Source organism: Kitasatospora sp. NPDC040550 (genome assembly GCF_055594965.1).
The window spans coordinates 87842-113422 of record NZ_JBVIWC010000010.1; the positions used below are offsets into that span (position 1 = coordinate 87842).

25 protein-coding genes are annotated in these 25581 nt (G+C 73.3%); 6 read left to right on the forward strand and 19 right to left on the reverse strand.

Annotated features, from left to right (window positions below; genetic code table 11):
* Positions 1–79: 79 nt before the first annotated feature.
* The 8 genes from ACZ58X_RS17105 to ACZ58X_RS17140 all read right to left on the reverse strand — a co-directional run bounded on the left by ACZ58X_RS17105 (position 80) and on the right by ACZ58X_RS17140 (position 7948).
* Entirely contained in the window at positions 80–1090 is a 1011-nt protein-coding gene (locus ACZ58X_RS17105) for an ABC transporter permease (protein ID WP_470334435.1), read from the reverse strand.
* On the reverse strand, positions 1087–2058 hold the full coding sequence (locus ACZ58X_RS17110; protein WP_470334436.1) for an ABC transporter ATP-binding protein: 972 nt from the start codon (positions 2056–2058) through the stop codon (positions 1087–1089). Before ACZ58X_RS17110 ends, ACZ58X_RS17105 begins: the two co-directional genes overlap by 4 nt.
* Before the next feature lie 170 nt (positions 2059–2228).
* On the reverse strand, positions 2229–2636 hold the full coding sequence (locus tag ACZ58X_RS17115) for a GntR family transcriptional regulator (protein ID WP_402476668.1): 408 nt from the start codon (positions 2634–2636) through the stop codon (positions 2229–2231).
* A gap of 116 nt (positions 2637–2752) precedes the next feature.
* A complete protein-coding gene (locus ACZ58X_RS17120) occupies positions 2753–3694 on the reverse strand; it encodes a phosphotransferase family protein (protein ID WP_470334437.1) in 942 nt (313 codons plus the stop codon).
* 237 nt (positions 3695–3931) lie between these two features.
* Positions 3932–4564: a hypothetical protein gene (locus ACZ58X_RS17125; RefSeq protein WP_470334438.1), complete on the reverse strand. Its 633-nt coding sequence runs from the start codon at positions 4562–4564 to the stop codon at positions 3932–3934.
* Positions 4565–4765: 201 nt separating this feature from the next.
* Positions 4766–5008 carry a hypothetical protein gene (locus ACZ58X_RS17130; RefSeq protein ID WP_470334439.1) on the reverse strand — a complete coding sequence of 81 codons (243 nt, stop codon included), beginning with the start codon at positions 5006–5008 and terminating at the stop codon, positions 4766–4768.
* A 300-nt stretch (positions 5009–5308) separates the two neighbouring features.
* A complete protein-coding gene (locus ACZ58X_RS17135; protein ID WP_470334440.1) occupies positions 5309–6925 on the reverse strand; it encodes a DUF2079 domain-containing protein in 1617 nt (538 codons plus the stop codon).
* A gap of 162 nt (positions 6926–7087) precedes the next feature.
* Positions 7088–7948 carry a helix-turn-helix domain-containing protein gene (locus tag ACZ58X_RS17140; protein WP_470334441.1) on the reverse strand — a complete coding sequence of 287 codons (861 nt, stop codon included), beginning with the start codon at positions 7946–7948 and terminating at the stop codon, positions 7088–7090.
* Between the two features lie 159 nt (positions 7949–8107).
* Here ACZ58X_RS17140 and ACZ58X_RS17145 point away from each other — a divergent pair, with 159 nt between their 5' ends.
* Positions 8108–8827 (forward strand): SDR family oxidoreductase, encoded by a 720-nt coding sequence (locus tag ACZ58X_RS17145; protein WP_470334442.1) that lies wholly within the window; start codon positions 8108–8110, stop codon positions 8825–8827.
* A 224-nt stretch (positions 8828–9051) separates the two neighbouring features.
* On the forward strand, positions 9052–9519 hold the full coding sequence (locus ACZ58X_RS17150) for a hypothetical protein (RefSeq protein WP_470334443.1): 468 nt from the start codon (positions 9052–9054) through the stop codon (positions 9517–9519).
* A 377-nt stretch (positions 9520–9896) separates the two neighbouring features.
* Here the strand turns inward: ACZ58X_RS17150 and ACZ58X_RS17155 are convergent, their stop codons facing one another.
* The gene (locus ACZ58X_RS17155) at positions 9897–10736 is read right to left on the reverse strand and encodes an AraC family transcriptional regulator (RefSeq protein WP_470334444.1); all 840 of its coding nucleotides are present in this window, start codon (positions 10734–10736) and stop codon (positions 9897–9899) included.
* Between the two features lie 106 nt (positions 10737–10842).
* On the opposite strand from ACZ58X_RS17155, the gene ACZ58X_RS17160 reads away from it, so the two are divergent.
* Positions 10843–11604: an alpha/beta fold hydrolase gene (locus ACZ58X_RS17160; protein ID WP_470334445.1), complete on the forward strand. Its 762-nt coding sequence runs from the start codon at positions 10843–10845 to the stop codon at positions 11602–11604.
* Between the two features lie 13 nt (positions 11605–11617).
* Here the strand turns inward: ACZ58X_RS17160 and ACZ58X_RS17165 are convergent, their stop codons facing one another.
* The 3 genes from ACZ58X_RS17165 to ACZ58X_RS17175 form a co-directional block, all read right to left on the reverse strand.
* The gene (locus ACZ58X_RS17165) at positions 11618–12064 is read right to left on the reverse strand and encodes a nitroreductase family deazaflavin-dependent oxidoreductase (protein ID WP_470334446.1); all 447 of its coding nucleotides are present in this window, start codon (positions 12062–12064) and stop codon (positions 11618–11620) included.
* Between the two features lie 86 nt (positions 12065–12150).
* Positions 12151–13221: a hypothetical protein gene (locus tag ACZ58X_RS17170; protein WP_470334447.1), complete on the reverse strand. Its 1071-nt coding sequence runs from the start codon at positions 13219–13221 to the stop codon at positions 12151–12153.
* 119 nt (positions 13222–13340) lie between these two features.
* On the reverse strand, positions 13341–14030 hold the full coding sequence (locus ACZ58X_RS17175; protein ID WP_470334448.1) for a TetR/AcrR family transcriptional regulator: 690 nt from the start codon (positions 14028–14030) through the stop codon (positions 13341–13343).
* A gap of 128 nt (positions 14031–14158) precedes the next feature.
* On the opposite strand from ACZ58X_RS17175, the gene ACZ58X_RS17180 reads away from it, so the two are divergent.
* Positions 14159–15616: an MDR family MFS transporter gene (locus ACZ58X_RS17180; protein WP_470334449.1), complete on the forward strand. Its 1458-nt coding sequence runs from the start codon at positions 14159–14161 to the stop codon at positions 15614–15616.
* A 51-nt stretch (positions 15617–15667) separates the two neighbouring features.
* The gene (gene mca, locus ACZ58X_RS17185; protein ID WP_470334450.1) at positions 15668–16618 is read left to right on the forward strand and encodes a mycothiol conjugate amidase Mca; all 951 of its coding nucleotides are present in this window, start codon (positions 15668–15670) and stop codon (positions 16616–16618) included.
* Positions 16619–16892: 274 nt separating this feature from the next.
* On the opposite strand, the gene ACZ58X_RS17190 is transcribed toward mca, so the two are convergent.
* The 4 genes from ACZ58X_RS17190 to ACZ58X_RS17205 all read right to left on the reverse strand — a co-directional run bounded on the left by ACZ58X_RS17190 (position 16893) and on the right by ACZ58X_RS17205 (position 20276).
* Complete coding sequence (locus ACZ58X_RS17190; protein ID WP_470334451.1) at positions 16893–17891, reverse strand: YdcF family protein; 999 nt, start codon at positions 17889–17891, stop codon at positions 16893–16895.
* A gap of 35 nt (positions 17892–17926) precedes the next feature.
* A complete protein-coding gene (pip, locus tag ACZ58X_RS17195; RefSeq protein ID WP_470334452.1) occupies positions 17927–18889 on the reverse strand; it encodes a prolyl aminopeptidase in 963 nt (320 codons plus the stop codon).
* Positions 18890–19023: 134 nt separating this feature from the next.
* A complete protein-coding gene (locus tag ACZ58X_RS17200) occupies positions 19024–19506 on the reverse strand; it encodes a hypothetical protein (protein ID WP_470334453.1) in 483 nt (160 codons plus the stop codon).
* 71 nt (positions 19507–19577) lie between these two features.
* Positions 19578–20276 (reverse strand): TetR/AcrR family transcriptional regulator, encoded by a 699-nt coding sequence (locus ACZ58X_RS17205; protein WP_470334454.1) that lies wholly within the window; start codon positions 20274–20276, stop codon positions 19578–19580.
* Between the two features lie 131 nt (positions 20277–20407).
* Between ACZ58X_RS17205 and ACZ58X_RS17210 the strand changes: the two genes are divergently transcribed.
* Positions 20408–21970 carry an MFS transporter gene (locus tag ACZ58X_RS17210; protein ID WP_470334455.1) on the forward strand — a complete coding sequence of 521 codons (1563 nt, stop codon included), beginning with the start codon at positions 20408–20410 and terminating at the stop codon, positions 21968–21970.
* A gap of 98 nt (positions 21971–22068) precedes the next feature.
* On the opposite strand, the gene ACZ58X_RS17215 is transcribed toward ACZ58X_RS17210, so the two are convergent.
* The 3 genes from ACZ58X_RS17215 to ACZ58X_RS17225 all read right to left on the reverse strand — a co-directional run bounded on the left by ACZ58X_RS17215 (position 22069) and on the right by ACZ58X_RS17225 (position 25570).
* Positions 22069–22956, reverse strand: a complete 888-nt coding sequence (locus tag ACZ58X_RS17215) for a lysophospholipid acyltransferase family protein (protein WP_470334456.1) — start codon at positions 22954–22956, stop codon at positions 22069–22071.
* A complete protein-coding gene (locus ACZ58X_RS17220) occupies positions 22953–23789 on the reverse strand; it encodes a GNAT family N-acetyltransferase (RefSeq protein WP_470334457.1) in 837 nt (278 codons plus the stop codon). Before ACZ58X_RS17220 ends, ACZ58X_RS17215 begins: the two co-directional genes overlap by 4 nt.
* 386 nt (positions 23790–24175) lie before the next feature.
* Entirely contained in the window at positions 24176–25570 is a 1395-nt protein-coding gene (locus ACZ58X_RS17225; protein WP_470334458.1) for a serine hydrolase domain-containing protein, read from the reverse strand.
* Between the last annotated feature and the right edge of the window lie 11 nt (positions 25571–25581).

Below are 25581 nucleotides of genomic sequence, written 5' to 3' on the forward strand. Positions count from 1 at the left end.
GGTGTCGGCGTGCTGCTGGCGAGGCGTGGGCGCTCGGTCGGCGCACGGTCGGAGTGCGGTCGGCGTGCTGCCCGGAGGGTTAACGGCGGAGGAGGCGGAAGGCGGCCGTGAGGGCGAGGGCGGTGAGCGCCAACAGGATCCCGGTCTCGACGAGTTGGACCGGGACGAGGTGGGCGGAGGGGTGGTAGCTCAGCCAGGTGCCGGTGGCCCCGTCGCACCGATGCGTACCGATGCACGCGACGGAGTCGACCCGGCTGCCGTCGGGCAGGATGGTCTTCGCGTCGATCAGCCACGCGTTGGTGGGCTGCGCGGCCTGGAGCGGCGCCACCTCGTCGACCGTCGGGTAGAAGGACGGGCGGGCCCAGCGCACCAGGCCGTGGACGACCGCCACCAGTGCACCGGTGAGGAACATCGCGGGCAGGGTCCGGCGCACCAGCTGGCCCACCAGGACGCCCAGGGCCAGCGCGAACAGGGACCAGGCGACCGGCGCCAGCCCGAGGGCCGGGTAGGTGAAGAACAGGAACGGCGGGTCGAACGCGACCGGACCGTGCACGATGTCCGTCCACCACACCCAGGTCATCAGCGAGGCGAGCACGCCGGTGGTGGCCAGCACGGCGAGGCCCGGCACCGTGAGGCGGGCGGCCAGCCAGCGCGCGGGGCTGACGGACTGGGCCCGGATCAGGCTGATCGTGCCGCGTTCGTGCTCCTGGGCCAGCAGTGGCGCGCCGACGAACACGCCGATCAGCAGCGGGACGGCGGTGACCAGCGGCTGGAGCACGGAGACGAACCAGAAGTTCGGTCGGTTGATCGGCGAGAGGAGGACCCAGCACTTGTTGCTGTCCCAGCTCCCGGGGCTGTAGCAGCCCGTCCGTCGCAGCACGCCCGTGATGTGCTGGGCGACGACGTGGATCCAGAGGAGGTCGGCCGCCAGCAGGACCAGCAGTGCCGCCAGCACCCAGAGCGACAACCGGTTCTGGCGCCACGTCAGCCAGAGCAGGCCGCGCATCCGAGGGGTTCCGGAACGGTCCGGGGCGGCGGACCCGGGGGCCGGGGCGGGCTTCGCGGGGTCGGTCAGGGCGTCCGTGCTCATGCTGCCTTCTCGTCGTTCGCCGGGGGCGTGCCAGGGGTGCCCGTGGTCGTGCCAGGGGTGCCCGGGGTCGAACCGGTCGGGGTCGGCTCGGTCGGCTCGGTCGGAACTGACCTGGTCGGGGCCGGTTCGGCCGGGGCACGGAGGTAGCCGAGCAACAGCTCGTCCAGGCTGGGCCGTTCGCTCTCCCAAGGGCCGCCCAGCGGCTCGCCGGTGCGTACCAGCGCGGTCGCCCGGCGGCCGGCGGCCCGCTGCTCGACCACCAGGCCGGGCGGGAGGTCGGCGCCCCCGGCGGGGCCGGTGAGCAGCTGGTGCCCCGCGAGGATGTCGTCCAGGTCGCCGGACAGCCGGATCCGTCCGCGCTGGACCAGTAGCAGGTGGTCGATGACGCCGTCGAGTTCCGGGAGGATGTGGGAGGACACCACGATGGTCGTGCCGCGCTCGGCGGCGGCCGACATCAGGGTGCCCATCAGCTGGTGCCGGGCGAGCGGGTCGAGGTCGGCCATCGGCTCGTCCAGCAGCAGCAGGTCGGGGCGCTTGCCGAGGGCGAGCGCCAGGGAGACCCGGGTGCGCTGGCCGCCGGACAGCGAGCCGATCCGGGCCCTGAGGCGCAACTCGCCCTGGTCGACGATCTGTTCGACGGTCCCCTGGTCCCAGACCGGATTGAGCTCGCGGCCCATCCGGAGGGTCTCGGCCACGGTGAGGCCCGGGTAGAGCGGCTTGTCCTGTGCTACGTAGGCGACTCGGGCGCGCTCCTCGCGGGTGTCGGCCGGCACGCCGAACACTCGCAACTCGCCCTCGGTGGGGACGAGTTGGCGGGCAGCGAGGGAGAGCAGGGTGCTCTTGCCGGCGCCGTTGGGGCCGACCACCCCGCAGATCCGTCCGGTCGGGACGGTGAAGTCGCAGGCTTGCAGGGCCCATTCGCCCCGGTACCGCCTGCCCAGCCCGACGGCCTCCAGTGCCGGAGTCACGGTTGTCGGGTCGTTCACCCGGTCCCCCCACTGTTCTCGGTTCGGTGCTGCCGGGTGGCCCGGCGTGCGGCTGCTCTGTACGGATGTGGTGTACGGCTGTGGTGCGTGTCTGTGGTGCGTGTCTGCGGTGCGTGCCTGTTCGGTCCGGCCGGTCCCCGTTCCGGCGTGCGTCAGTTCGGTGGCGTCGGCGGAACCCCGGCGTCGAAGCGCTGCTCCAGCACGGAGGCCATCAGTGCGGCGATGTCCTCGCGTTCCAGCCCGGCTTCGCGGGCCCGGTCCACCCAGCCGACCAGGTCCGCGCGCAGCGGTCCGTCGGCCGCCGCCTCCGGCCGGGCGAGCGAACGCCGGACGAAGGTGCCGAGCCCCGGGCGGGGCTCGACCAGTCCCTCGCGTTCGAGTTCGCGGTAGGCCTTGAGCACGGTGTTGGGGTTGATGGCGGTCAGTTCGACCACCTCGCGGGCGGTCGGCAGCTTGTCCCCGGGCTCCAGCATCCCCAGCCGCAGGGCCTGTTTGGTCTGCTGCACGATCTGCTGGTACGTGGAGACCCCGCTGCGCCGATCGATGCGGTACTCGATCACACCCGTTGCGGCCTTTCACTAGTTCAATAGTGGAATGGTGGCCCACGGCGGCCCGCGGGTCAAGCCGGGACGGGCGCGCGTTCGCGTGGGGAAGCCTAGCCCCGGACCGTCTCGGCTCAGCCCCGCGCGTCCATCAGGCCGGTGACGTAGGCATCGAGCCGCTCCTCCACGGCTCGCGTCGTCAACTCCGCCCGCCCCGCATCCCGCCAGGCCCGCGCCACCAGCGGCACCTCCTCCGACAGGGCAAGTGGGTCCCGCACCTGCCAGTACAGTCGCTCGCCCGCGGTCGCGGCCAGCGCCCCGCCGGCCTCCTCGTACGCCTCGGCGAACCGCTGCCCCCAGGCCGGGCCGTGCAGCAGCGCGAGATTGGTGGAGCAGTGCGCCACATCGAGGTCCGCCGGGCCCCAGGAGGTGGCTGCCCAGTCGACGACGCCGGTGATCCGCGCACCCGCCGACCTCGCGGTCGGCACGTCGAACAGCACATTGCCGGGCTGGAAGTCCCGGTGCAGGAACCGCCCTTCGTAGCGCGGCGCGGGCCTGCGGATCACGTCGATCGCCGCGGCCCAAGCCGCCGCGTCGGCGTCCTTCGGCACCACGACGGTGTCGGCGGTCGTCAACGCCTCGTACTCCCGGGGCCGTTCGACGGGCCGCACGGCATGGATCGCCACGAGCTGCCGGGCCAGCAGCGGGACGCGCGTCTCCAGTCCCTCGTCATCGAGGACCGCGCGGCCCGCCAGATGTGTCATGAGGAGCGACGGGTACTCGCAGTGCGCGGCGGTCGGATCGACCGCGACCAGTCCGGGAGCCGTCACATCGGTCCCCGCCAGCAGCGTCAGGGCGCCGGCCTCCCGGTTCAGCCAGTCCTCGGCGCGCTCCACGGAGAACGGGTCGACGAACGAGCGCAGCACCAGGTCACGGGTGCCGCTGTCCCGGGTGGCGATGGCCAGCCTCCGCACGTCGGCGGTGATGCCGCCGCGCAGTGCCTCGGTGCCGACGATCCGTTCGCCGGTGGACAGGTGTCGGCGGACCCAGGCCAGCGCCAACGGTCCTACGGGCACTGCTCCATGACGATCAATCACCGTGTTACCTCATCATCCGGACGGCAGCACGCGCAAAGGCTTTCAGCGGCGTGATCAGTGCCTTGCCAGGCAATCCGGGGACGCCGCTCCTCGCGGTGGTCAGGGGTGTTCGGCGTAGGACTGCGCGAGGCCGGTGGGCACCGAGATCACTCGGGGCCCACCGGTACTTCGTACCCGGGTGGCGGCGTGCGGAGCCACCCGGGGGCCTCCTTGCGGTCAGCCCGCTCCTACCGTGAGCCGGAGTTGGAGCCGACACCCTCCGGGACGGTCGTCGGTGTCGATGCCGATCGTCACCGGGCCACGGTCGGTTTCGGCCCATCTGCGCCCGGTGTTGTGGCACTGGGCCGGGTCGCCGTCCGGGTCGTACTGGATGTCGAGGGCGACGTACGTCTGCTTGATCTGCGGCACGGCGAAGGTGAGGTTGCAGCCGCCCGGACGACTGTCGGTGTCGATCCGGACGGCGGGACCGAAGGTTCGGGCATCTTTGCTGATCGGCATCCTGAACGTGCCCTGGTTGCCGCACTGTGCCGGGTCCCCGCCGGGGGTGGAGCGGAGCTCGTAGGTGAGAGACACGCCCTCCAGGTCGCCGTCGGGGTCGTAGACGCCGAACGCCAGCTGGCAGCCGCCCGGACGACTGTCGGTATCGAAACGGATGGCGTCGGTCCAGGTTCTCTCCTCGGCCCATTGATCACCGGTCCTTCCGCCGCACTGGCCGGGAACACCATCGGGGTTGAACCGGATTCCGAGCTCCGGAGGATGGAACAGCCGGATCTGCGCGTGCGCCGGCACAGGCGCAACCGTCGCCGCGACCACCCCGAGTACTGCCAGCCCGCGCGCGATTCTCCTCATGGCACCGATTCCCTCTCGTTCGGAGACTTCCTCACTGGAAATCCCAGAGTGGCACGGGCGTGAACACGCCAATCGGAAGTTCCGGCCGACATGCCCTTGCGCCATCCGAAAGAGCCAACCGCTCTGTGAGACACGCACGACGCGGGCACCACAGCGGCGATCAGCACCTACCGAGGACCGCGCTGGAACGGTCTGAGGCACCTACCGACGCTGGACCCAACCGCGGCCGTACAGGTCGCCGGGGCTGATCCACAGCTGGACCCGGGCGGAACCGGAGTTGAGGTCGGCCCGGATCAGCTCGTTGCCCGACGCGGCGACCTGCGTCTGCCGCATGCGCTGCTGCCAGTCGTGACCGGTGGCCTGCCGCGGGCCGGTGGTGAAGGCCGGGTAGTCCCGCCGCATCGCGCCACCGGCCCCGTCGAGGTCGAGTCGGACGTGCTTCACCGTGCGGAACGGCACGTCGGCGCTCGCCGTGCCGGCGCCGCCGGCGGCGTGCGACGGGGCGCGACGACGGGCATGGTGAACACCGGCCCGGGCAGGGGGAGCGCGCCCCCGTGGGGTCGGGGCGCTGCCCGGCCCCTCACTGCCCTGCGGACGCCGACGCCCCGGCATCAGTCATCCGACTGTCGTTCGCCGGTGCGGGCGCACGGCCGGTGACCTGGGCCGCCACCGGCCCTGCTCACGCCGACGCCCGCACCCGCCCCGCTGGTCCTGCCCTGCCCGTCTCGCCACCGATGCGGCCGCTCAGGGGTGTTCGAGGAGCAGCAGGCCGTCCTGGTCGATCAGTCGGTGGTAGCCCCGGCTCCGGTAGGCGGCCAGCATGCGGGCGGTGGCGGCGGTGGCGCACGGGGACTGCACGCTCGGATCGCGCAGGTCGACGGCCACCCAGTCGGGGCCGGGGCCGACCGGTTCCTGGCACACCAGGGTGACCTCCGCCCGGCCGGTGAGCTGGGCGGCCAGCCGGTTGGAGGCGGCGACGGTGGTGCCGTCGGGTATCAGGCGGAGCATCGCCCGGGTCTCGGTGAGCCGGGGCGAGGTGCGCCAGGCCTCGGGCATCACCACCTCGTGCAGCGGGTAGAGCGGCAGCGTCACGACCGTCACCAGGGCGGTCACGGCGAGGGCGCGCCGGACCCGGCGGGGGGTGGCGGGTGTCGGGCCCGTGGCGGTCTCTCCGGAGATGGAGGTGGAGGTGACGGTGGCCTGGTCGCGGGCGTGGCGGACGGCGTCGACCAGGGCGGCGAACACGATCGGCATCAGCACCGCGCTGTAGTGGTAACTGACGCCCCAGTAGTGCGGGTTGGTCGAGAGCAGCCTCCAGCCCAGGGTGGGTGCGCAGAGCAGGACGAGCGGTGAGCGCAGGCCGAGGAAGCCGGTGGTGGCGGCCAGCAGGAACAGCAGCAGCCATTTGATCGGCGGCCAGCCGAGGCGGAGCGGGAGCGTCCAGAGCGGGGCCTGCCCGCCGTCGGTGTGCAGTTGCTGCCAGTAGTCGAAGCCCCCGTTGGGGTTGAACGCGGGGAGGACGACGACCAGGGTGAGCGCGACTGCGGCGACACCGGTGACGGCGAGGGCGAGTCCGGGCAGCGGAGTGCGTCGGTCCTGCCGGGCCTGGTGGGCGATCAGCAGGCCGACAGCGGCGACCGTCAGCCCCAGGTCCTCCTTCACCAGCAGCAGCGGCAGCGACCACAGTGCGGCGGCGAGCGGCCGGCGCCGGCCGAGCGCGGTGGCGGCGAACGCGAGCAGCGGGACGGCGAACGCGATCTCGTGGAAGTCGTCCGCCGCGGCCCGGACGATCCCCCAGGAGGCCCCGGTGGCGCAGCCGACCAGCAGTGCCACCCGCGGCCCGGCCACCTGGTGTGCCCAGCGGGTGAGCGGGACGACGGCCAGCGCCATCAGCAGGGCCTGGGCGACGACCAGGGTGAGCGGGCTCGGGAACGCGCGGTAGGCGGGGGCGAGGACGGCGAGCAGCGGATGGAAGTGATCACCCAGGAGGTTGTAACCGGGCGCCTTGAGCGGCACGATCGGCGCCCGGCCGTCGGCGTACGCCCGGAGGGCCTGCTCGAAGATCCCCAGGTCGTAGGCCTTGGTGAGGCCTCGCCGGTGGCGGTTGACGCCGACGCAGGTGTAGAGCGCGGCGAAGCAGAAGGCCAGGCCCCAGGCCAGGACGGCGGGGCGGCGGGGGAGTGGGACGGCGCGTAGGAGGCGGGTCGGGTGCTGGCGTTGACGCGGGCGTTGGTGGTCGCGCGGGCGTTGGCGTTGACGCAGGCGCGGGCGGGGCGCCGGGCCGTGTGGGGTGAGCGGGTGGTGCGGGCTTTGCGGGCCCGGTGGGCTCGGTGAGTCGAGCGGGGTGAAGGCCACGGGCATCGAGAAAGTACCCTTTCACTATTCGATTAGTGGAAGGGTGGTGGAAGGACGCACAGGCGTCAACTCCCGGTCCGGCGGCGCCGACCGGGCCTTCGTGCTGCCCGGAGGCGTCCGGCGCTGCCCGCGGTCGCCGCCGCCACGGGCGGGCGGGGAGGCCGAGTGTCAGGCGGTCGGCGGCTGGACGAGCCGGGCCAGGCGCAGGGCATCGGGGCTGCCGGGCTCCGCCGTGCCGACCAGGAGGTGCAGCCCGGGTGCGGCCTGGACGTCGAAGGTCTGGTAGGTGAGCGTCAGTTGCCCCACCCGCGGATGGCGGAAGGTCTTGTGTCGGCTCCCCAGCCGGCCGACGTCCTGGCGGTCCCACAGCGCCGCGAACTCCTCGCTGTCCGCGCGCAGTCCGTCGACCAGGGCGGCGGTGCGTGGGTCGCGCCGGTGCTGGCCGTGGGCCAGTCGCAGCGCGGCGACGGTGTCGCGGGCCACGTCCGGCCAGTCGGCGAACAACTCCCGGGCGGCCGGGTCGAGGAACAGCGCGCGGACCATCCCGCGCCGGTCCGTGAGTGGCGAGAGCAGGGCGTCGGCGAGTGCGTTCGAGGCGAGGACGTCCAGCCGCCGGCCGACCACGTACGCGACCGCCGACGGGAACGCGTCCAGCAGGCGGAGCAGTTCCGGCGCGACCGGCTCCTCGTCCTCCGCGCCGTCCGCGCCGTCCGCGCCGTCCGCGTCCGTGGCGGGGGCGCGGGCGGGGTTTCCGGGCACCAGTCCGGCGAGGCGGTAGGCGTGCCAGCAGGCGTCGGGCCCGAGGTTCAGGGCCCGCGCGAGGGCGTCGACGACCTGGCCGGAAGGGTGGCGCTCGCGACCCTGCTCCAGCCGGGTGTAGTAGTCGGCGCTCACTCCCGCCAGGACGGCGACCTCCTCGCGCCGCAGCCCGCTCACCCGGCGGCTGCGGGAGGTCGGCAGTCCCACGTCGGCCGGGCTGAGTCGGGAGCGGCGCGCCAGCAGGAACTCGCCCAGTTCGTAGCGGCTCATGGCGGGATCGTACGTCGTCCGTTCCTGGGTGCGGCGCACCCAGGAAGACCCGTCCTGCCGCATCCGCGCGACCGGGAACACCCTGGTGGGGACGGACCGGCGGACCCCCGGTCCGAACCGTCCGGAGGGATCACCGTGCCCCGCTCGTCCACTGTCCCCGTGTCGAAGGTGGTCCTGATCACCGGTGCCAGCAGTGGCATCGGCGAGGCCACCGCCCGACTGCTCGCCGCCGACGGCCACCGGGTCGTGCTCGGGGCACGGCGTACCGGACAACTCGCCGCCCTCGCCGAGTCCATCGGGGACGGGGGCGGCGACGCCTTCCCGCACGTGCTGGACGTGACCGACCCGGCCGGGGTGCATTCCTTCGTGCGGGCCGCCCACGACCGCTACGGGCGGGTCGACGTCCTGGTCAACAACGCCGGTGTGATGCCGCTGTCGCGGCTGGACGCCCTGCGGACCGACGAGTGGAACCGCATGATCGACGTCAACCTGCGCGGGGTGCTGCACGGCATCGCGGCCGTCCTGCCGATCATGCGGGCCCAGGGCGCCGGACACATCGTCAACATCGCCTCGGTGTCGGGGCTGCGGGTCGATCCGACCGCTGCCGTGTACAGCGCCACCAAGCACGCCGTCCGGGCCCTGTCGGAGGGCCTGCGCCAGGAGAGCCTGGAGCTGCGGGTGACCGTGATCAGCCCGGGCCTGACCCGCAGCGAGCTGACCGGGTCGATCGGCGACGGCGCGGTCAGGGCGGCGGTGGAGGGGCAGATGGGGATAGCGATCCCCGCCACCGCGATCGGCGAAGCGATCCGCTACGCGATCGACCAGCCGGCCGGGGTGGACGTCAACGAGATCGTCGTCCGGCCCACGGCGCAGGGCTGAGGAGCCTGGGGCGCGGGGGCCGGGAGGGGTCCCTGGGAGAGGTGCAACGACCTTACGGGCCCTGTCGGTTGGGGAGTTCGGGTGGGCCGGGCGACTGTTACATGACAGTGACGTTCCGCACACAACCGGTGGCTCCGGGTGGGACGTCCTCCTTGGTGACAGCACCCGATCGCACCGACCGTGCTTCGGGTCGAACGACCACCTCCCCTGAGAGGGGTACACCCGTGATCGTCTCCAAGCGGAACTCCCTGCGCCTGGCCGCCGTCGTCACCCTGGGCGCGCTGCTCGTCGGAACGGCCGGCACCGCCATGGCGGCCGGTCCGGCCGCGCCGGCCCTGCCCGCGACCGCGACCGCTCCCGCGGTCGTCGCCCCCGCCTCCGACTCCTCCTCCGCGCCTGCGTCCGCCGCGGTGTCCGCGTCGGCGTCCATCACCGCGAAGCCGTCGGCCGCCTCGGTGACCGCCTGGCAGCTGTTCCGGGTCACCGGCACCACCACCGGCCTCAAGGCAGGCAGCACGGTGACCCTCCAGCAGAAGCAGCACGGCGCGTGGGTCACCTTGCCCGCCTCCGTGCAGACCAACCGCAACGGGGCCTACTCGCTCGGCGTCAAGCTCGGCATCAAGGGCCTGAACGAGCTGCGCATCATCGGTGGGAACACCGCCTCGCCCGTGTTCACCGTGACCGTGCGCTGACCCGCGCTGCTCAATATACGCTTCCGAAGGGCGTGTTGACCGTTCCGGCTCCTCGGCTCCGGGCGGTCGGCCCTGCGGTGGCGGGTGTGGGTGGGTGACGCGGGGGGCGGAGGCAGCCCGCCCGTACGGCGCGTGCCCGACGGCCCGTTGCGTGCGACTTCTCCGCGCGCAGCGGGCCGTCGTCACGCAGGGATCCGATGATCCATCAACTGGGCCTGTGGGTGTGGACGGTTGCGGTCGACCTCGCCTCCGCGGGGAGCACGCGCTGCGGTCTCCTCCCGGATGAGCAGGGCTTTCGGATCGAGCCGAGTCGGTCCCGCCCCTGCTCCCGGCCCGTGCTCCCGGCCCGTGCTCCCGGCCCTGGCCCTGGCTTTGGGTCAGTGGCCGGACCGGTAGCGGCCAGGGGTCGTGCCGACGAGGTCGGTGAACGCGGCGATGAAGCCGCTGGGGTTGGCCCAGCCGCAGGCGTGGGCCGTGTGGGTGATGTCGTGGCCCTCGGCCAGGAGTACGAGCGCGTGGTGCACGCGCAACTGCGTCCGCCACTCGTAGAAGGTCATGCCGAGTTCGTCGCGCAGCAGCCGGCTCAGGGTGCGGGAGCCGGCGCCGACCTGCCGGCCGAGCCCGGCCAGTGTGGTGGTGTCGGCGGGCGTCTCAGACAGGATCCGCTCCACCGCCCGCAGCCGGTCGTCGCGCGGGTGCGGCAGGTGCAGCGGTTCTTCGTCCGCCTCGCGCAGTTCCTCGACCAGGACCCGCAGCAGCCGCTGACGCGCGGCGCGGCCGTAACCGGGCACCGCTCCGCCCTCGATGCCGCCCTCGGCGCCGCCTTCGCCCCGGCTCCTGCCTCCGTCGCCGCGCGGGCCGGTCAGGGCGAGCAGGACCTCCCGCGCCAGGCCGGAGACGCAGAACACCGCCGGACGCCCCGGCGTCAGCCGGGCCAGGGACGGCGGCAGGAAGACGATCCGCATGTCCGTGTCCCCGTGGGCGCGGTGGCGGTGGGCGAACCCGGCGGGCGTCCAGGCGACCCGGTTGGCCGGGACGATCGACGTCCCGCTCGCGGTGTGCAGCACCAGCACGCCGCTGGCCGCGTACACCAGGTGCCCGCGCGCGTGCACCCGTTCCTCGCTGCTGCCGCCGGAGGACCACAGGTGGCGCCCGCCGGAGGGCCAGGTCAGGGACGTGGCGCCGGCTTCCGGACGGGCTTGGCGGGGAACGGGCATCGGTTGGCACTCTACCGGTGGCACGCCAGGACGTGCCCCGACGAGACTTCCGGTCGTGAGCGGTGGCCCCCGGTGCCACGGCCGAGCAGTGCGAAGGAGAAGTCCCATGGCGACGTTCGTTCTGGTGCCCGGTGGTTGGCACGGCTCCTGGGCGTTCGAGGCAGTGGTCCCGCTGCTGGAGCGGGCCGGTCACACCGTCCACGCCCTGACCCTGACCGGCCTGCATCCCCACGACGATCCCGCCGTGATCGCCGCCGCCAACCTCGACACCCATGCCGCCGACGTGCTCCGCCTGCTGGAGCGCGTCCACCTGGAGGACGTGACGCTGGTCGGGCACAGCTACGGCGGAATGGTGATCACCGCGGCCGCCGACCGCGCCGGCGGCCGGGTCTCCCGCCTGGTGTACCTGGACGCCTGCGTGCCGCGTGACGGCGAGTCCTGCTGGTCCCTCATGAACGAGGGCTACCGGCAGTCGTTCGTCGCCGGTGCCGCCGCCACCGGCTACGCCGTCCGGCCCCCGTGGCGGCCGGACGGCGACCCGCGGCGCCGCCCACACCCGCTCGCCGCCTTCCTGCAGGCGGTCCACCTGACGGGCACCCACGCCGCCGTCCCCCGGCGCGAGTTCGTCTACTGCTCGGGGTGGGAGGACCGTACGCCCTTCGCGGCGCAGCGCAGCCGGCTGCTCGCCGACCCGGCCTGGACCGTCCACGACCTGCCGACCGGCCACAACGCGATGCGCGAGGCCCCGGCGGAGGTCGCCGCGCTCCTGCTCGACGGCGCGGACGCACCCGCCGGGCCGCACGTATCCGCCGGGCCGGTCGGGCGCGCCGTCTCGACCCCGCTCCGGATGGCGCGGGCGGTCGTGTGACGCGCCCTGCGAGTTAGCCCCGCGCGGGTTCCAGCACGAAGACGGGGATCTCGCGGTCGGTCTTCTCCTGGTACTCGGCGTACGGCGGGTACGCGGCGACCGCGCGCTCCCACCACTCGGCCTTCTCGTCCCCGGTGACCTCGCGGGCCGTCATGTCCTGCCGTACCGGGCCGTCCTGGAGCTCCACGTGCGGGTCCGAGGTCACGTTGAAGTACCAGACCGGGTGGTGCGGGGAGCCGCCCTTCGAGGCCACGGCCGCGTACCGGCCTTCGTGCTCCACGCGCATCAACGGGGTCTTGCGGATCTTGCCGCTCTTCGCGCCGCGCGTCGTGAGGATGATGACGGGCAGGCCCGTCTCCCGCAGCGTCGTCCCCTGGGTGCCGCCCGAACTCTCGTACAACTCGACCTGATCGCGCACCCACTGTGCTGTGCTCGGCTCGTACTCGCCCTCAAGAGGCATCGCATTCACCCCATCGTCACGTCGCGAATTGTGGCCGGGGAAGCATATCGGGTGCCGCCCGGCCGGTGGCCGCACTCGTTCGGGTGTCATGCCTCGGGTCGCTGCAGCCAGTCCGCTTCGACGGTCCAGAACAGCTGGCGTGCGCCGAGGTAGTCGTGTGCGAAGTCCGTGAACCGTTCGCGGGTGTACGGCTTGCCGGTCTTCGGGTCCTTGGCGTTGATGTCGGGTTCCTGGACGGCCATCGCGACGAGGGGGAGGGAATTCCGGTATTCGTGGAGGAACTTGTAGGAGTTCTCCATTTGGTACGGCCGGTCCGGCAGGGTGTCCGGCCCTCCGATGCCGATCTTCTTCTCCCTGGCGACGTCGAACATCTCCTTCATGCGCTTGTGGTCGTCGTCGTCCGGAAGGAAGTTGACGTACTGGATGAACTGCGTCCTGGTGAAGACCTTCCTGCCGTAGCGCATGTTGTCGATCTCGGCATCGATGTAGGACGCCGAGGTGTACCCGGTCCGGTCCTTCTCGGTGTCCACCTCGACCGCGGTCTCCGGCAGGTTCACCCCGGCGAGCCTGCCGTCGAACCTCTCCGCCATCGCCTTGAGCATGGCCTGGAAGTCCGCCCGCACCTGCGTGTTCCACTGGGCGGCCATGGCCCCGTGGGTGGTCGGGTTGTCGGGGTTCTCGTCGACCGTCGGCGTGACCCCGCCCTCGTCCTTCACGTACTGGGGAAGGTTGGCGTCCCCCACGGCCACGTCGAAGAAGCGGTCCTGAACCTGGACGAACAACTTCTTGTGGCGTTCCTGGAGGTACTCCAGCGCGCTCTCCAGTCGTGACCACTTGTACTCCCCCTTCTTCCCCTCCAACGCCTTCCAGGGGGCCACCACCTGGACACCGCCGATGTCGGCACGGTCGATCATGGCCTTGACCCTCGGGTCCGCGCCGGACGTGGCGTCCTCGAAGGCACCGAGCGACATGTACAGGTTGTCCGTCGCCTTGTCCGTCGCCTTGCCGTAGGACGTCGGGGCGTAGGACGCCGGGGCGGCGGCCCTGCCGGGGGTGTGAGCTGCGGCGCCCTGGCCGGGGGCGGCCGCCCCGACGGTGGTCGCCAGGGTCACGGCCGTGAGGGCGACGGCTCCGAATGCACTGCGTGGCGTCATCATGGGCGAGACGCTAGGTGGACGTTCTAAGGGAAGGATAAGAGCGTCCGTCACCTCCGTTGCCAGTGCTCATCGCTGTCGGATCCGACGGGGTGTCACGGCCCGGGCCGTTCCCTCCCGCCTCACCGCCGTTCCTCCGGAGCGCCCGCGTCCGCCCGGCCCTCCGGCTCCTCGCGGACGGCGTACGAGCCGAGGGTGCCCTCCAGCCGGTCGAAGGCCCGGACGGCCGAGGGGCGGACGGCGGCGGCGATGGTGGCGTGGTCCTCGCCGGCCAGCGTGCGGCGGAAGACCTCGGCGAGCACGGCCCGGTCGACCGCGGCGAGCAGGGCGGCGGCGACCCGGCTCTCGAAGTCGACGGGTATCGCGTGCACGGCCTCGGCGAGTGCCTCGGCGAGTGCGGTCTCGCTCAGTTCGTGCAGTTCGCGCAGCCGTGCGCCGAGGGCGGGGCTCTCGGCGACGGTCCGGGCGAAGTCCGGGCCGGAGAAGCCGAGTCGGGGGTCGTGGCGGTCGAGCCCGGCCAGGCAGTCGCGGCGCAGCGCGCCGAGGGCGGACTCGCCGGGGGCGCGCTCGGCGACCGTCCGGGCCAGCCGGCCGGCGAGTTCCTCGTGCAGGTCGAAGAAGAGGTCCTCCTTGCGCGGGAAGTGGTTGGTGACGGTCATCTTGGCGACCCCGGCCGCGGTCGCGACCTCGGCGATGGTCGTGCGGTCGAAGCCGCGCTCGATGAAGAGCCTGGTCGCGGCGTGCGAGATCGCCTCGCGGGTGCGGCGCTTGTTGAGCTCGCGGAGGTTCGGTGCGGTCCCGGTGTCGGTCATGGCGGTGAGCCTAGCGCAGTTCGCTGGGTCGGTCACAGTAATTAGGCTTGACCCAATCGATGGGTCCGTCCTAAGTTCTTCCTCGGCGGCCGGAGCGGCTGCTGGAGGAACGAGCCTGGGGAGGGCACATGGCCATCTCGGTCACGAGGAAGGGCAGGCCGGGGGCGGCCCGGTCGGCGGGGCCGGAGCCGTTGCCGCCGGGCCTGAGGAAGACGGGGGCGGTGCTCGCGCTGGGCCCGGTCCTGGCGCTGCTGGACACCACGATCGTGAACGTCGGCATCGATGCGGTCACCCGTGAGCTGCACAGCTCGGTGGCGGCGGTGCAGTGGGTGGCGACGGGTTATCTACTGGCGATAGCGCTGACCATGCCGCTCTCGGGCTGGGCCGCCGGTCGGTTCGGGGCCCGCCGGGCCTGGCTGGCCTCGGTGGTGCTGTTCGTGCTCGGGTCCGCACTGTGCGGCCTGGCCTGGTCGACGGGGAGCCTGATCGCCTTCCGGGTGCTGCAGGGCGTCGGCGGCGGGATGATCCAGCCGCTGGGGCAGACGATCATGGTGCAGGCGGCCGGGCCGTCCCGGATCGGCCGGGTGATGGGCACGCTGCTGCTTCCGATCAGCCTGGCTCCCGTCCTGGGGCCGATCCTCGGCGGGCTGGTGCTGGAGCACCTGGACTGGCGCTGGATGTTCCTGCTGAACGTCCCGGTCGGGCTGGTGACGGTGCTGCTGGCGGCCCGGTGGCTCCCGGCCGCGGAGCGGTCCGAACTCCCGGTTCCCAGGCTGGACGTGACGGGCCTGGCGCTGCTGTCGCCCGGTCTGACCGCCCTGGTCTACGGGCTCGCCACGATCGGCGAGGGCGGCGAGGGCGGTGCGCTCGGCCGGGTGGCGGTCGCGGCGGGAGCGGCGCTGCTGGTGGCCTACGGGTGGCACGCGATGCGGGCCGGGCGCCGTGCCGGCCGGGCCCCGCTGATCGACCTGCGGCTGTTCGCCCGGCGGGGCTTCGCGGTGGCGACGGCGAACAGCTTCCTGCAAGGGGCCGTGCTGTACAGCTCGATGTTCCTGGTGCCGCTCTACTACCAGCAGGTGGAGCACACCGGTGCCGTCGCGGCCGGGCTGCTGCTCGCGCCGCAGGCGCTCGGCACGGCGGTCACCTCGCTGCTGTCCGGCCGAATAGCCGACCGGGTCGCGCCGCGCCCGCTGATCCTGCTCGGCATCGGCTGCTCGCTGCTCGGCACCCTCGCCTTCACCCAGCTGGGGCGTGGCTCCGGCCCGGCGGACTGGCTGATCGTCGGCTCGCTGGTGCTGCGCGGGGTGGGCATGGGAATCATCGTGATCCCCGGCATGGCGGCGGTGTACGGGAGCGTCGACAAGGCTCAGGTGCCCGCTGCCGCCGGTGCGGTGAACGTGCTCAACCGGCTCGGCGGGGCACTCGGCACGGCGGTGCTGACGCTGGTCCTCCAGCACGCACAAGCGGAGCGGCCGGGCCTTCCCGACGCGGCCTTCGGCACGACCTTCTGGTGGGTGCTGGCCCTGTCGGCACTCTCGATCGCGCCGGCCCTGCTCTACCCGGGTGCCGCCCGCAGGGCGGCCTGACCGAAGATCATTCCGCAGTTCCCTCCTCGCACCACGACCTCGGAGGTATCCGTGTTCACCAAGCACCCCGGCGGCCTGCGGCTGCTCACCGTGCACGCCCACCCCGACGACGAGTCCAGCAAGGGGGCGGCCACCCTCGCCCGGTACGCCGCGGCGGGCGTGGACGTCCTGGTCGCCACCTTCACCGGAGGCGAGCGCGGGTCGGTGCTCAACCCGGAGCTGGACCGCCCGGAGGTCCGCGCCGACCTCACCCGGATCCGGCGCGAGGAGATGGCGGCCGCGCGCGACATCCTCGGCGTGCGGCAGCAGTTCCTCGGCTTCGTCGACTCCGGGGTGCCGGGCCCGGACGAACCGCTGCCGGAGGGCTGCTTCGCCGCCCAGTCGGTGGAGGCCGCGGCGGCGCCGCTGGTCGAGCTGATCCGGGAGTTCCGTCCGCACGTCCTGATCACCTACGACGAGACCGGCGGGTACCCGCACCCGGACCACGTGATGACCCACAAGGTCGCCGTGGAGGCCTTCGAGGCCGCCGCTGATCCGAAGCGCCACCCCGAGGCCGGCGAACCCTGGCAGACGGCGAAGCTCTACTACCACCTGGCGCTCTCCCGGCCCTGGTTCCAGACGATGCACGACGCCATGACGGAGCGGGGGATCCCCTCGTCGATGGGTGAACTGCTCGCCGGGTGGCCCGACACCCCGCCCACCCTCGCGACCACCACCCGGATCGCGTGCGCCGAGCAGTTCGCCGTCCGGGACGCGGCGATGCTGGCGCACGCCACCCAGGTCCAGCCCGGGGTGGCCTTCATGGCCCACTCGCGGGACGTCGAACGCGAGGTCTGGCCGACCGAGGACTACCACCTGGCGCGCAGCTTCGTGGCCGGTCCCGACGGCGCCGGCGGGGCGGGCACCGAGGGCGGGGCGGGTGCGGTGGAGACCGACCTGTTCGCCGGGCTGCGGGTCGGCCGGAACGCCGGGGAGGAGGAGCAGATGAGCGATCGGCCGTGAGTGGGGAGGGCCTTGAGTCCGGCAGGCCTTGAGCCGGGCGTTCGAAGAGGGCGGGTTGATCTCATGACGAACTCTCAGCCTACCCCTACCCCTACCCCCACCCCAGCCCCACTCCCGAGCAGCAGCCGCCGGCCGTCATGGCGGCGGCGGAGGCCCGGGCGGTCGGCACGGAGACCGGCAAGCTGTACGCCCACGCCGCCACCACCTGTGCGATCCTGACGCCCCGCCCGACGCCCTGACGGGCCGGGGCCGGGGCCGGGGGCAGGGGGACTGCTCAGAGCGCCGCCAGCACGCCGCAGAGCGCGAGGAGACCGCAGATGCCGAAGTTGACCAGCTTGTGCGAGAGGAAGATCGCCGCGAACTCGCGGATGGTCGCACTCGGCCAGTAGTACCGGGCGGTGGGCGAGCCGAAGACGTGCCCGTTGACGCCGGTCCTGCGGGCAGTCAACGCGGCCCGGAAGGCGTGGAAGTTGTTGGTCACCACGACGCAGCGGTAGTCGGGCTTGGCCCGCTCCATGATGGCCCGGCTGAACAGCAGGTTCTCCTCGGTGGTGCGCGAGCGGTCCTCCCGCTCGATGTGCTCGGCGGGGAAGCCGCGTTCGACCAGGTAGTCGGCCATGGCGTGGGACTCCGGCAGCTTCTCGTCCGGGCCCTGGCCACCGGAGGTGATCAGCACCGGCGGGTTGCCGCGGGTGGCCTGGGCCTCGTACACCTCGCGGCCCCGGTTGAGTCGGCTGGCCAGCAGCGGCGGTACGCGTTCGCCGCCGATCAGTCCGGAGCCGAGGACGACCACGAAGTCGACGTCCCGGCGCGGCCGGTGGCGGCTGTACAGGAAGGCGTAGCCGACGAAGCAGACGAAGAGGAAGGAGATGTAGCCGACCACCAGGACGGCGGTGCCGGCCAGGATGGCCAGCCGCGGTGAGTGGGTGACGAGGGCGGCGCCCAGCAGTGCGATCACGGCGATGATGCCGAGTCCGGCCAGCAGGGACAGCAGGTTGGCCGGACGGGTGCCCTCCTTGCGGATCATCGTCACGCCGTTGGAGAGCAGGAACCAGACCAGCGCCACCGTTCCGACGGTGGGCAGCAGGACGATCGCCACGGCCGCGAGCTCCGCCACCAGCGTGGGGGCTTTGCGGAGTTCGGCGAGCAGGGCGAGCGTGAGGAGCGAGACGGCGATGCCGAGCAGCACGGCGTTGCTGAACTGGCGGCGGTCGCGCACCACCCCGATTCCGAACAGGAGGAAGAACAGGGCGGCTGGAGCATAGGCGAGCATGGTTCGTATCGTAGGGGGAGGCGTGGAGAGGTGGATCAGGCGAAGCGGTCGACCGCCGCGTGGAGGGCCTCGGCCATCTTCGGGCTGCCGGTGTGCCCGGCCTCGTCGATCACCGTCAGCTTGGCGTCCGGCCAGGCCTCGGCCAGGTGCCAGGCGGTGTCGAGAGGGCCACCGAGGTCGAGTCGTCCGTGGATCAGCTCGCCCGGGATCCCGGCCAGCCGGCCGGCGTCGCGCAGCAGTTGGTCGTCCGGGAGGAAGGCCCGGTGCGAGAAGTAGTGCGCCGTGATCCGGGTGAAGGCCATCAGGGCGTCGGAGGGGCGGTCGGAGTAGGCGTTCGGCTTGCCCAGCACCTCGTGCGAGATCACCGCGTCCTCCCAGGCGACCCAGGCCCGGGCGGCGGCCCGACGGGTGCCCTCCTCCGGGCTGTTGAGCAGCCGGCTGTAGGCGGAGAGCAGGTCGAACACGTCGCCGTCCCGGTCGGCGGCGGGCAGGAAGTCGCGGAACTCCGCCCACGGGCCCGGCAGGAAGCGGCCGACCCCCTGATAGAGCCACTCGGTCTCGGCCGGGCGGGTCGTGGTCACCCCGCAGAGCACGATCGCGGAGACCCGCTCCGGGTGGGCCTGCGCGTACGCCAGAATCAGGGTGGAGCCCCAGGAGCCGCCGTACAGCAGCCACTTGTCGATGCCCAGGTGCTCGCGCAGCCGCTCCAGGTCGGCGACCAGGTGGGCGGTGGTGTTGTGCTCCAGTCCGGTCGACGGGTCGGCGGCGTGCGGCAGGCTGCGTCCGCAGCCGCGCTGGTCGTACTGGACGACGCGGTAGCGCTGCGGGTCGAAGTACCGTCGGCTGCCCGGGGTGTGGCCCGATCCGGGCCCGCCGTGCACCACGACGGCGGGCTTCCCGTCCGGGGTGCCGGAGGTGTTCCAGTGGATACGCTGCCCGTCGCCGACGTCCAACAGGCCCTGTGCGTAGGGTTCGTGGTGCTGGTACGGCTCGGGCATCGGGGGGACTCCTCCGTGGACGTTCGGACGGGGCGCCGGGCGAGCCTACCCCTTGCCGGGCCGGGCGGAGTCCGGTACTCGGAGGCCAGTGTTCGGAGCCTGGTGTTCAGAGTCTGGTGTTCGGAGCCTGGTTTTCAGAGTCCGATGTTCAGCCCGAAGGCGGTGTCGAAGGAGGCGTACCCGACGCAGAGGATCAGCCAGAGGCCGAGCGCGCCCACGATCCCGGCAGTGATCCGGCCGAGCCGGCTGCGGTGTTCCTTCGGCCTGCGCCGGTGGCGGATGCCGTGGACGAGCCCGAGCAGGCCCGCTGCGGCGAGTGCGTAGGCGGCGGCCGGGCTGGCCCGGTGGAGCGCCTGGGCGAGGAGGAACGCGCCCGCCAGCGAGGCCGTGGTGAGCGCGAGGAGCACCACGCCGCCGACGGCTTCGAGGACGAACTCGCCGAGGCAGCCGGCCGAGTGGCGGGCGAGGCCGGTGGCCAGTCCGACCTGGCCGCCGGGGACGGGGGTCGGGTCCCCGGGCTGGTGTCCGACCGGCTCCGCCCCTGGCTCCGGTGCTGCCTGCCCCGGTGCCGCCTGCTTCGGTCCTGCCTGCTCCGGTGCTGTCTGCTCCCCGGCCATGCCCCACCCGCTCCTTTGCCCACCCTTTACCAGGTGGGTAGCGTAGCGGATCCTCGCGGCGCCGCCGCAGGTCAGCGGTGGTCCGGCGGCAGCAGGGCGGCCAGCCCGTCGAGGATGCGCTCGACGCAGAACTCGAAGCGGACGTCGAGGTTCGGCTCGGTGAGGTCGGCGGCGAGCGCGACCAGGTTGGGGAACTCCTCGACGGGCAGTGCGCGGAAGCGCTCCCGGACCTCGGTGACGACGTCCAGCCGGCTGGCGCCCTCGGCCTCGGCGGCCGACAGTGGCGACTGCTCCTGGAGGACGAAGCCCTGGACGAAGGAGCTCAGCAGGTAGGTGGTCAGGGCGGCGTGGGTGTCGGAGAACCCGGCCTCGCGCAGGCGGTCCAGCTGGTCGTCCAGCAGGCCGAGCATGTGCGGTCCCGGTGCGAGGCGCCCGGCCAGGACCTTGGCGGCGTCGCGGTTCTCGTGCAGCAGTCGACGGTAGTTCCAGCAGTATCCGCGCATCTGGACCCGCCAGCCGCCTTCGCGGGGCGGGGGCTCGGCCGAGGCGATGATCGCGTCGTTGAGCAGGTCGAGCAGTTCTTCCTTGTTGCGGACGTGCCAGTACAGCGAGGCGGCCTTGACGCCGACCTCGGCGGCGACCTTGCGCATGGACAGCCCGGCCAGGCCGTCCCGTTCCAGCACGCGGAGCGCCGCCTGGGCGAGGGCCTCCCTGGTCAGGGCGGGGGGCGTGGTGTGGTGCGCCGGTGTGGCGCTGTCGTTCTCCGGCACGGCTGTGCGGACACCTCCGGGTGCGGGTGCGGCTGCGGAATCCCGTTTGCAATCTAACACCGTTAGGGGCACTCTGTGGGCACCGGACCAGCCCCTAACGGTGTTAGGGGCTCAGGCGTGGGAGGGAATCCATGGAAGGAACGAGCGCCCGCCGCAAGCGGCTCGCGCTATTGACGCTCTGCGTGGCCATGTTCATGGCCATGCTGGACAACGTCGTCGTCAACGTCGCCCTACCGCGCATCGGGCAGGACCTGGACGCCGGGATCAGCGGCCTCCAGTGGGTCGCCGAGGGCTACAGCCTGGTCTACGCCGCGCTCGTGCTGACCGGCGGCGCACTCGGCGACCGCCACGGCCGCACCCGGATGTTCGTGCTGGGCCTGGGCCTGTTCACGGCGGGCTCCGCGGTGGCCGCGCTCGCCGGGACGATCGAGGTGCTGGTCGGCGGTCGGATGGTCCAGGGCGTGGGGGCCGCGCTGCTCACCCCGGGTAGCCTCACCCTGCTGGGCCACGTGTTCACCGACGAGCGCGAGCGCACCAGGGCCGTCGGCCTCTGGTCGGGGGTGTCCGCGCTGGGCCTGTCGGTCGGCCCGGTGATCGGCGGCCCCATGGTCGAACACCTCGGCTGGGCCGGCGTGTTCTGGATCAACGTGCCGATCGGCGTGGTCGGCGTGGTGCTCGCCGCCAAGGTCCTCCCGGGCATCCCGCCACGGGCCCGGCGGATCGACTTCGGGGGTTTCGCGCTCTCCGCAACGGGCCTCGGACTTATGGTGTACGCCCTGATCGAGGGCCCGTCACGGGGCTGGACCGACTCCCTGGTGGTCGGCTGCGGCGCTGCCGCGCTCGCCCTGCTGCTCGCCTTCCTGCTGCTCGAACTGCGCCTGGCCGAGCCGATGCTGGAGCTGCGGTTGTTCCGGGACAGCGCGCTGAACGGAGCGCTGCTGAGCGGATTCATGGTGAGCTTCGGGATGTTCGGGGCGCTGTTCTTCCTGCCGCTGATGATGCAGGGCGTGCTCGGCTGGTCCCCCTCCGGCGCGGCCTACGGCGGGCTGCCGATGACCGCCATGCTGGTGGTGGCGGGTCCGCTGTCCGGCCGGCTGGCGGCCCGGTACGGCCCCCAGCCGCCGATGGTGCTCGGGCTCGCGCTCTGCGCGGTCGGCCTCGGCGGGCTGTCGTTGTACGGCGACCGTGCCCACTACGTCGACTACCTCTGGACGCTGTTCACGCTGGGCTTCGGGATGGGCCTCACCTTCACCCCGATCTCGATCGCGGTGCTCCGGCGGGTCGCTCCGGCGCAGACCGGGATGGCCTCGGCGACCGTCAACACCCTGCGCGAACTCGGCGGAGTGCTCGGGATCGCGGTGCTCGGCGCCGTCCTGACCAACCGGATGACGGACGAGCTGACCTCGGCGCTGCACCGGCTCGGTGTTCCGGCCGGGGCGGTGGGGCCGATCGCGGACGCGCCCACCGGTGCCGCGCACGGCGGTGGCGGCCCGGCCGGAGCGCTGCCCGGGCCGGTCCAGCAGGCGGTGGACGGCGCCTTCGTCGACGGCATCCACCTGGCGCTGCGCTGCGGATCGGCCGCTCTGGCCGTCACCGCCGTGCTGGTCGCGGTGCTGCTGGGCCGGGCCCGCCCGATCGCCCGGAACGCCCCCGGCGCGGCGCAGCCGGAGGAGCTGGCCGGGGCGCACCAGTAAGTCCCGGTGGGCCGGCGCCCCGGTGGGACAGTGCCCCGGGCGGGCGGTGTCCCGGGCGGGCGCTACCGGACTGTGCTGACATCCGGGGCCCCGCCGGCTCAGCGGATCCCCTCCACCGCGGCCTGGGCCGCCCGGGCCAGCTCCCGCCGGGCCCCCGCCCGGGTGGGCTGCGGTCCGGGCGGCGGGATCGGCGGCAGGAAGGTGACCTCGGCGACCAGCCCGCGCACCGCGACCACCCGGGCGAGCGAGGTGAGCAGCCCGTCGTCGCCGATGAAGGCGGGCGCGCTGGTCGGCCGCCCGTCCGCGAGCCGGTAGCGGATCGTCACCGGCTGGACGAAGGCGCCGGCCTCCACCGCGGCCTGGAACAGCGCGGGCCGGAAGCGCCCGCTCTCCCGCCCGCACCAGGTCGACCCCTCCGGGAAGACGATCACCGGGTGTCCGGAGCGCAGCACCTCGGCCACCGCCGCCACGGTGTCCGGGAGTGTGCGCAGCCGGTCGCGGTCCAGGAACACGGTGCCGCCCCAGGCGACCAGGGGTCCGAGCACCGGCCAGCGCCGGACCTCGGTCTTGGCCAGCGACCGCCCCGGGCGACCGGCCGCGAGCAGCGGGATGTCCAGCCAGGAGACGTGGTTGGCGACCACCAGCGCCCCGTCGGCACCGACCGCCCGGCCGTCCCGGCTCCGGGCGGAGCCGCTCCGGGCGGAGCCATCCGCCCCGGTCCGCCCGGCTGCCCCGGGCGTCCGGGCCGTGCCGAGGTGCACGGTCACCCCGAGGGAGCGCAGCACCATCCGCGCCCAGAGCCGGATCAGCCGGTCCCGGGCGCCGTAGGGCAGGAGCCGCACCGGCAGGGTGAGCAGCACGCCGGCCGCCACCACCACCAGGCAGGCGGTGAGCCGCAGTGCCCGCCGGGGGTGCGAGACCTCCGGTGCGCGCTCGCGCAGGCAGGTCTCCGGCCGGCAGGGCGCGGTCGGCAGCCAGACGCTCATGACGAGCTGCCCGGGGCGGCCGCTCCGGACAGGAAGTGCCGCAGGTAGCGCGGGTCGGTGCGCTCCAGCGACAGCAGGACGTACAGGTCGGCGCAGTTGAAGTCCGGGTCGTGGGCGGGTTCGCCGCAGACCCAGGCGCCGAGCCGCAGGTAGCCGCGGAGCAGGGCGGGCAGGGCGCCGCGCTCGGCACGCGGCACGCCGGTGGCGTCCCAGCGGCGGTGCGGGGTGACCCGGTACTCCGCCGGGGCCAGGTACTTGGCGCTGACGGTGTCCCAGACCCGGGCCGCGGTGGCGCCGCCGTCCTCCAGGTCGATGGAGCAGCAGCCGCCGACCCAGGTGTTGCCGGTGTCGGCGAGGTAGCGGGCGATGCCGCCCCACATCAGGTTGATGACGGCGCCGCTGCCGCGGTGCTCGGGGCTGATGCAGGAGCGGCCGAGCTCGACCAGGCCGGGCCGGACGGGCGCGAGCGCGGAGAGGTCGAACTCGCCGTCGGAGTACAGCCGTCCGGCCCGGCGGGCGGCTTCGGGGCGGAGCAGCCGGTAGGTGCCGACGACGGGCCCGTCCTCGCCCTCGCGGACCAGCAGGTGGTCGCAGTACTCGTCGAAGGGGTCGATGTCGAGTCCGGCGACGGGGCTGTGCAGGACGGCGCCGAGCTCGGCGGCGAAGACCTGGTGGCGCAGCCGCTGGGCGGCGCGCACGTCGTCCTCGTCGCGGGCGAGGGAGACGGTGTAGGCGGTCGGCGCCGGGGCCGGCCGGGTGCGGGGCGCCGGGACCGCCGGGGTGTCGTGGGTGGGGGCGACTGCGGACGGAGCGTACGTGGGGACGGTGGTCATGGCGGACCCTCCAGGGCAGCACGATCGGCGGTGCCGTGGATCGCCAGGGCACCGTCCCGGCCCGCAGGGGTCGTGCATCGGGCGCGGACCGGTCCCCGTATGTGTCTCCAAGCCGGTTGGCATTCACGTTGCGGGCCGGAGGAGCGCAGATGTGCACCTGTTGAATGGGACCACCCACGGCGGGCCTTGGCCTGTCGGTCATCTGCCCGGCACCGGGCGGTCGTTCGTCCGGAGTGGACAACGGGGGCGCGTACCTGATGCGTACGCGCCCCCGGAGAATGCCCGCAGCGTCGAGCCGAGGGGCGGGCCGAGGCTCGGGCCGAGGGGCGGGCCGAGGGGCGGGCCAAGGGTTCGGCCCGGGGTTCGGTCCGGGGTCGGCCCGAAGGTCAGAAGGCCTGCCAGCCCGCCGGGTCGACGCCGCCCGGGACGGCGTCGGTCGGCCCGTACGGTTCGCGGGTGTAGACGAAGGAGCCGACGTCCAGGTGGCTGACCGTGCCGTCGGGGTGCCGGACCACCCGCAGGGTCTCGCCCGCGTAGTAGCGGTCGAGGCCCAGCCAGGTGCCGTCCGGCTGCGGCCGGAAGCGGGAGCCCCGGCCCGCGCCGGTCAGCGGGGTCAGTTCCAGGACGCCCTCGGCGCGCAGCCGCAGGGCGTTGGGCGCGGCGCCCCAGTACCAGGGCCCGGTGAGGGCGAGCAGTTCCTCGTCCACCTCCGGCAGCGGGCGCCAGGGTTCGGGCAGCCGGGGCTCGTGGGCGGCCGTGATGCCGATCAGTTCGGCCGTCAGCCGGCCGGTGCCGGTGCCGGTGGCGTTGGCCAGCGCGAAGGCGGCCAGGCCGTCCTCGGCGCTGATCCACAGGCAGGCCGTGAAGCCGGGCATCGAACCGGTGTGGCCGTACAGCACCCGGCCCTCGTGGCGGGAGAGTTGCACGCCGAGGCCGTAGGCGGAGGTCCACTCGGCGTCCTCCGGGCCGACCTCGGGGCGGCGCATCTCGGCGAGGCTGTCGGCCTTGAGCACCTGGTCGTCGCCGGCCGCGAGGAAGGCCGCCCAGCGGGCCAGGTCGGCGCCGGTGGACCAGAGTTGACCGGCCGGGGCCATCAGCCCGGTGTCGGTGAGGGGTTCGGGGAGCATGACGTCGGCCCACGGGTGGACGGCGAAGCCCCCTGCGTGCGGGTGCTCGGGCAGCAGGGTGGTGCGGTCCATGCCGAGCGGGGCCAGCACCTCGCGGCGCAGCACCTCGCCCCAGGGCTCGCCGCGCAGCCGCTCGACCAGGGCGCCGAGCAGCGCGTAGCCGGGGTTGGAGTAGTGGTGGCGGCGCCCGGCCGGGTGCTTGACCGGGCTCGACTCCTCCAGCAGGTCCCCGAGTCCGGGTCGCAGGGCGCCGTCGGTCCGCTCCCACCAGGGCCCGGGCGTCTCGGCGGCGAGCCCGCCGGAGTGGGCGAGCAGCTGGGCGACGGTGACGTCGTCGGCCGGGGTGCCGGGCAGGTGGCGGCCGAGCCGGTCGGCGAGGTCGAGCAGGCCCTCGTCGCGCAGCCGCAGCACCAGGACCGCGGCGAAGGTCTTGCTGAGCGAGCCGATCCGGTACTGGACGTCCAGGTCCGGTCCGTGCCCGTCGACCATGCTGCGGGCGCCGGTCCACACCAGCCGGCCGTCCCGTACCACGCCCGCCACCATCGAGGGGGTGCGGCCCTCGGCCTGGGCGACGGCGGTGCGGTGCAGGAGGGCGCGGGCGGTGGTGGGCAGCAGGCGGTCGGGCAGGTCGGTCAGATGATCACTGTTCGGCATGCCCGGACAGT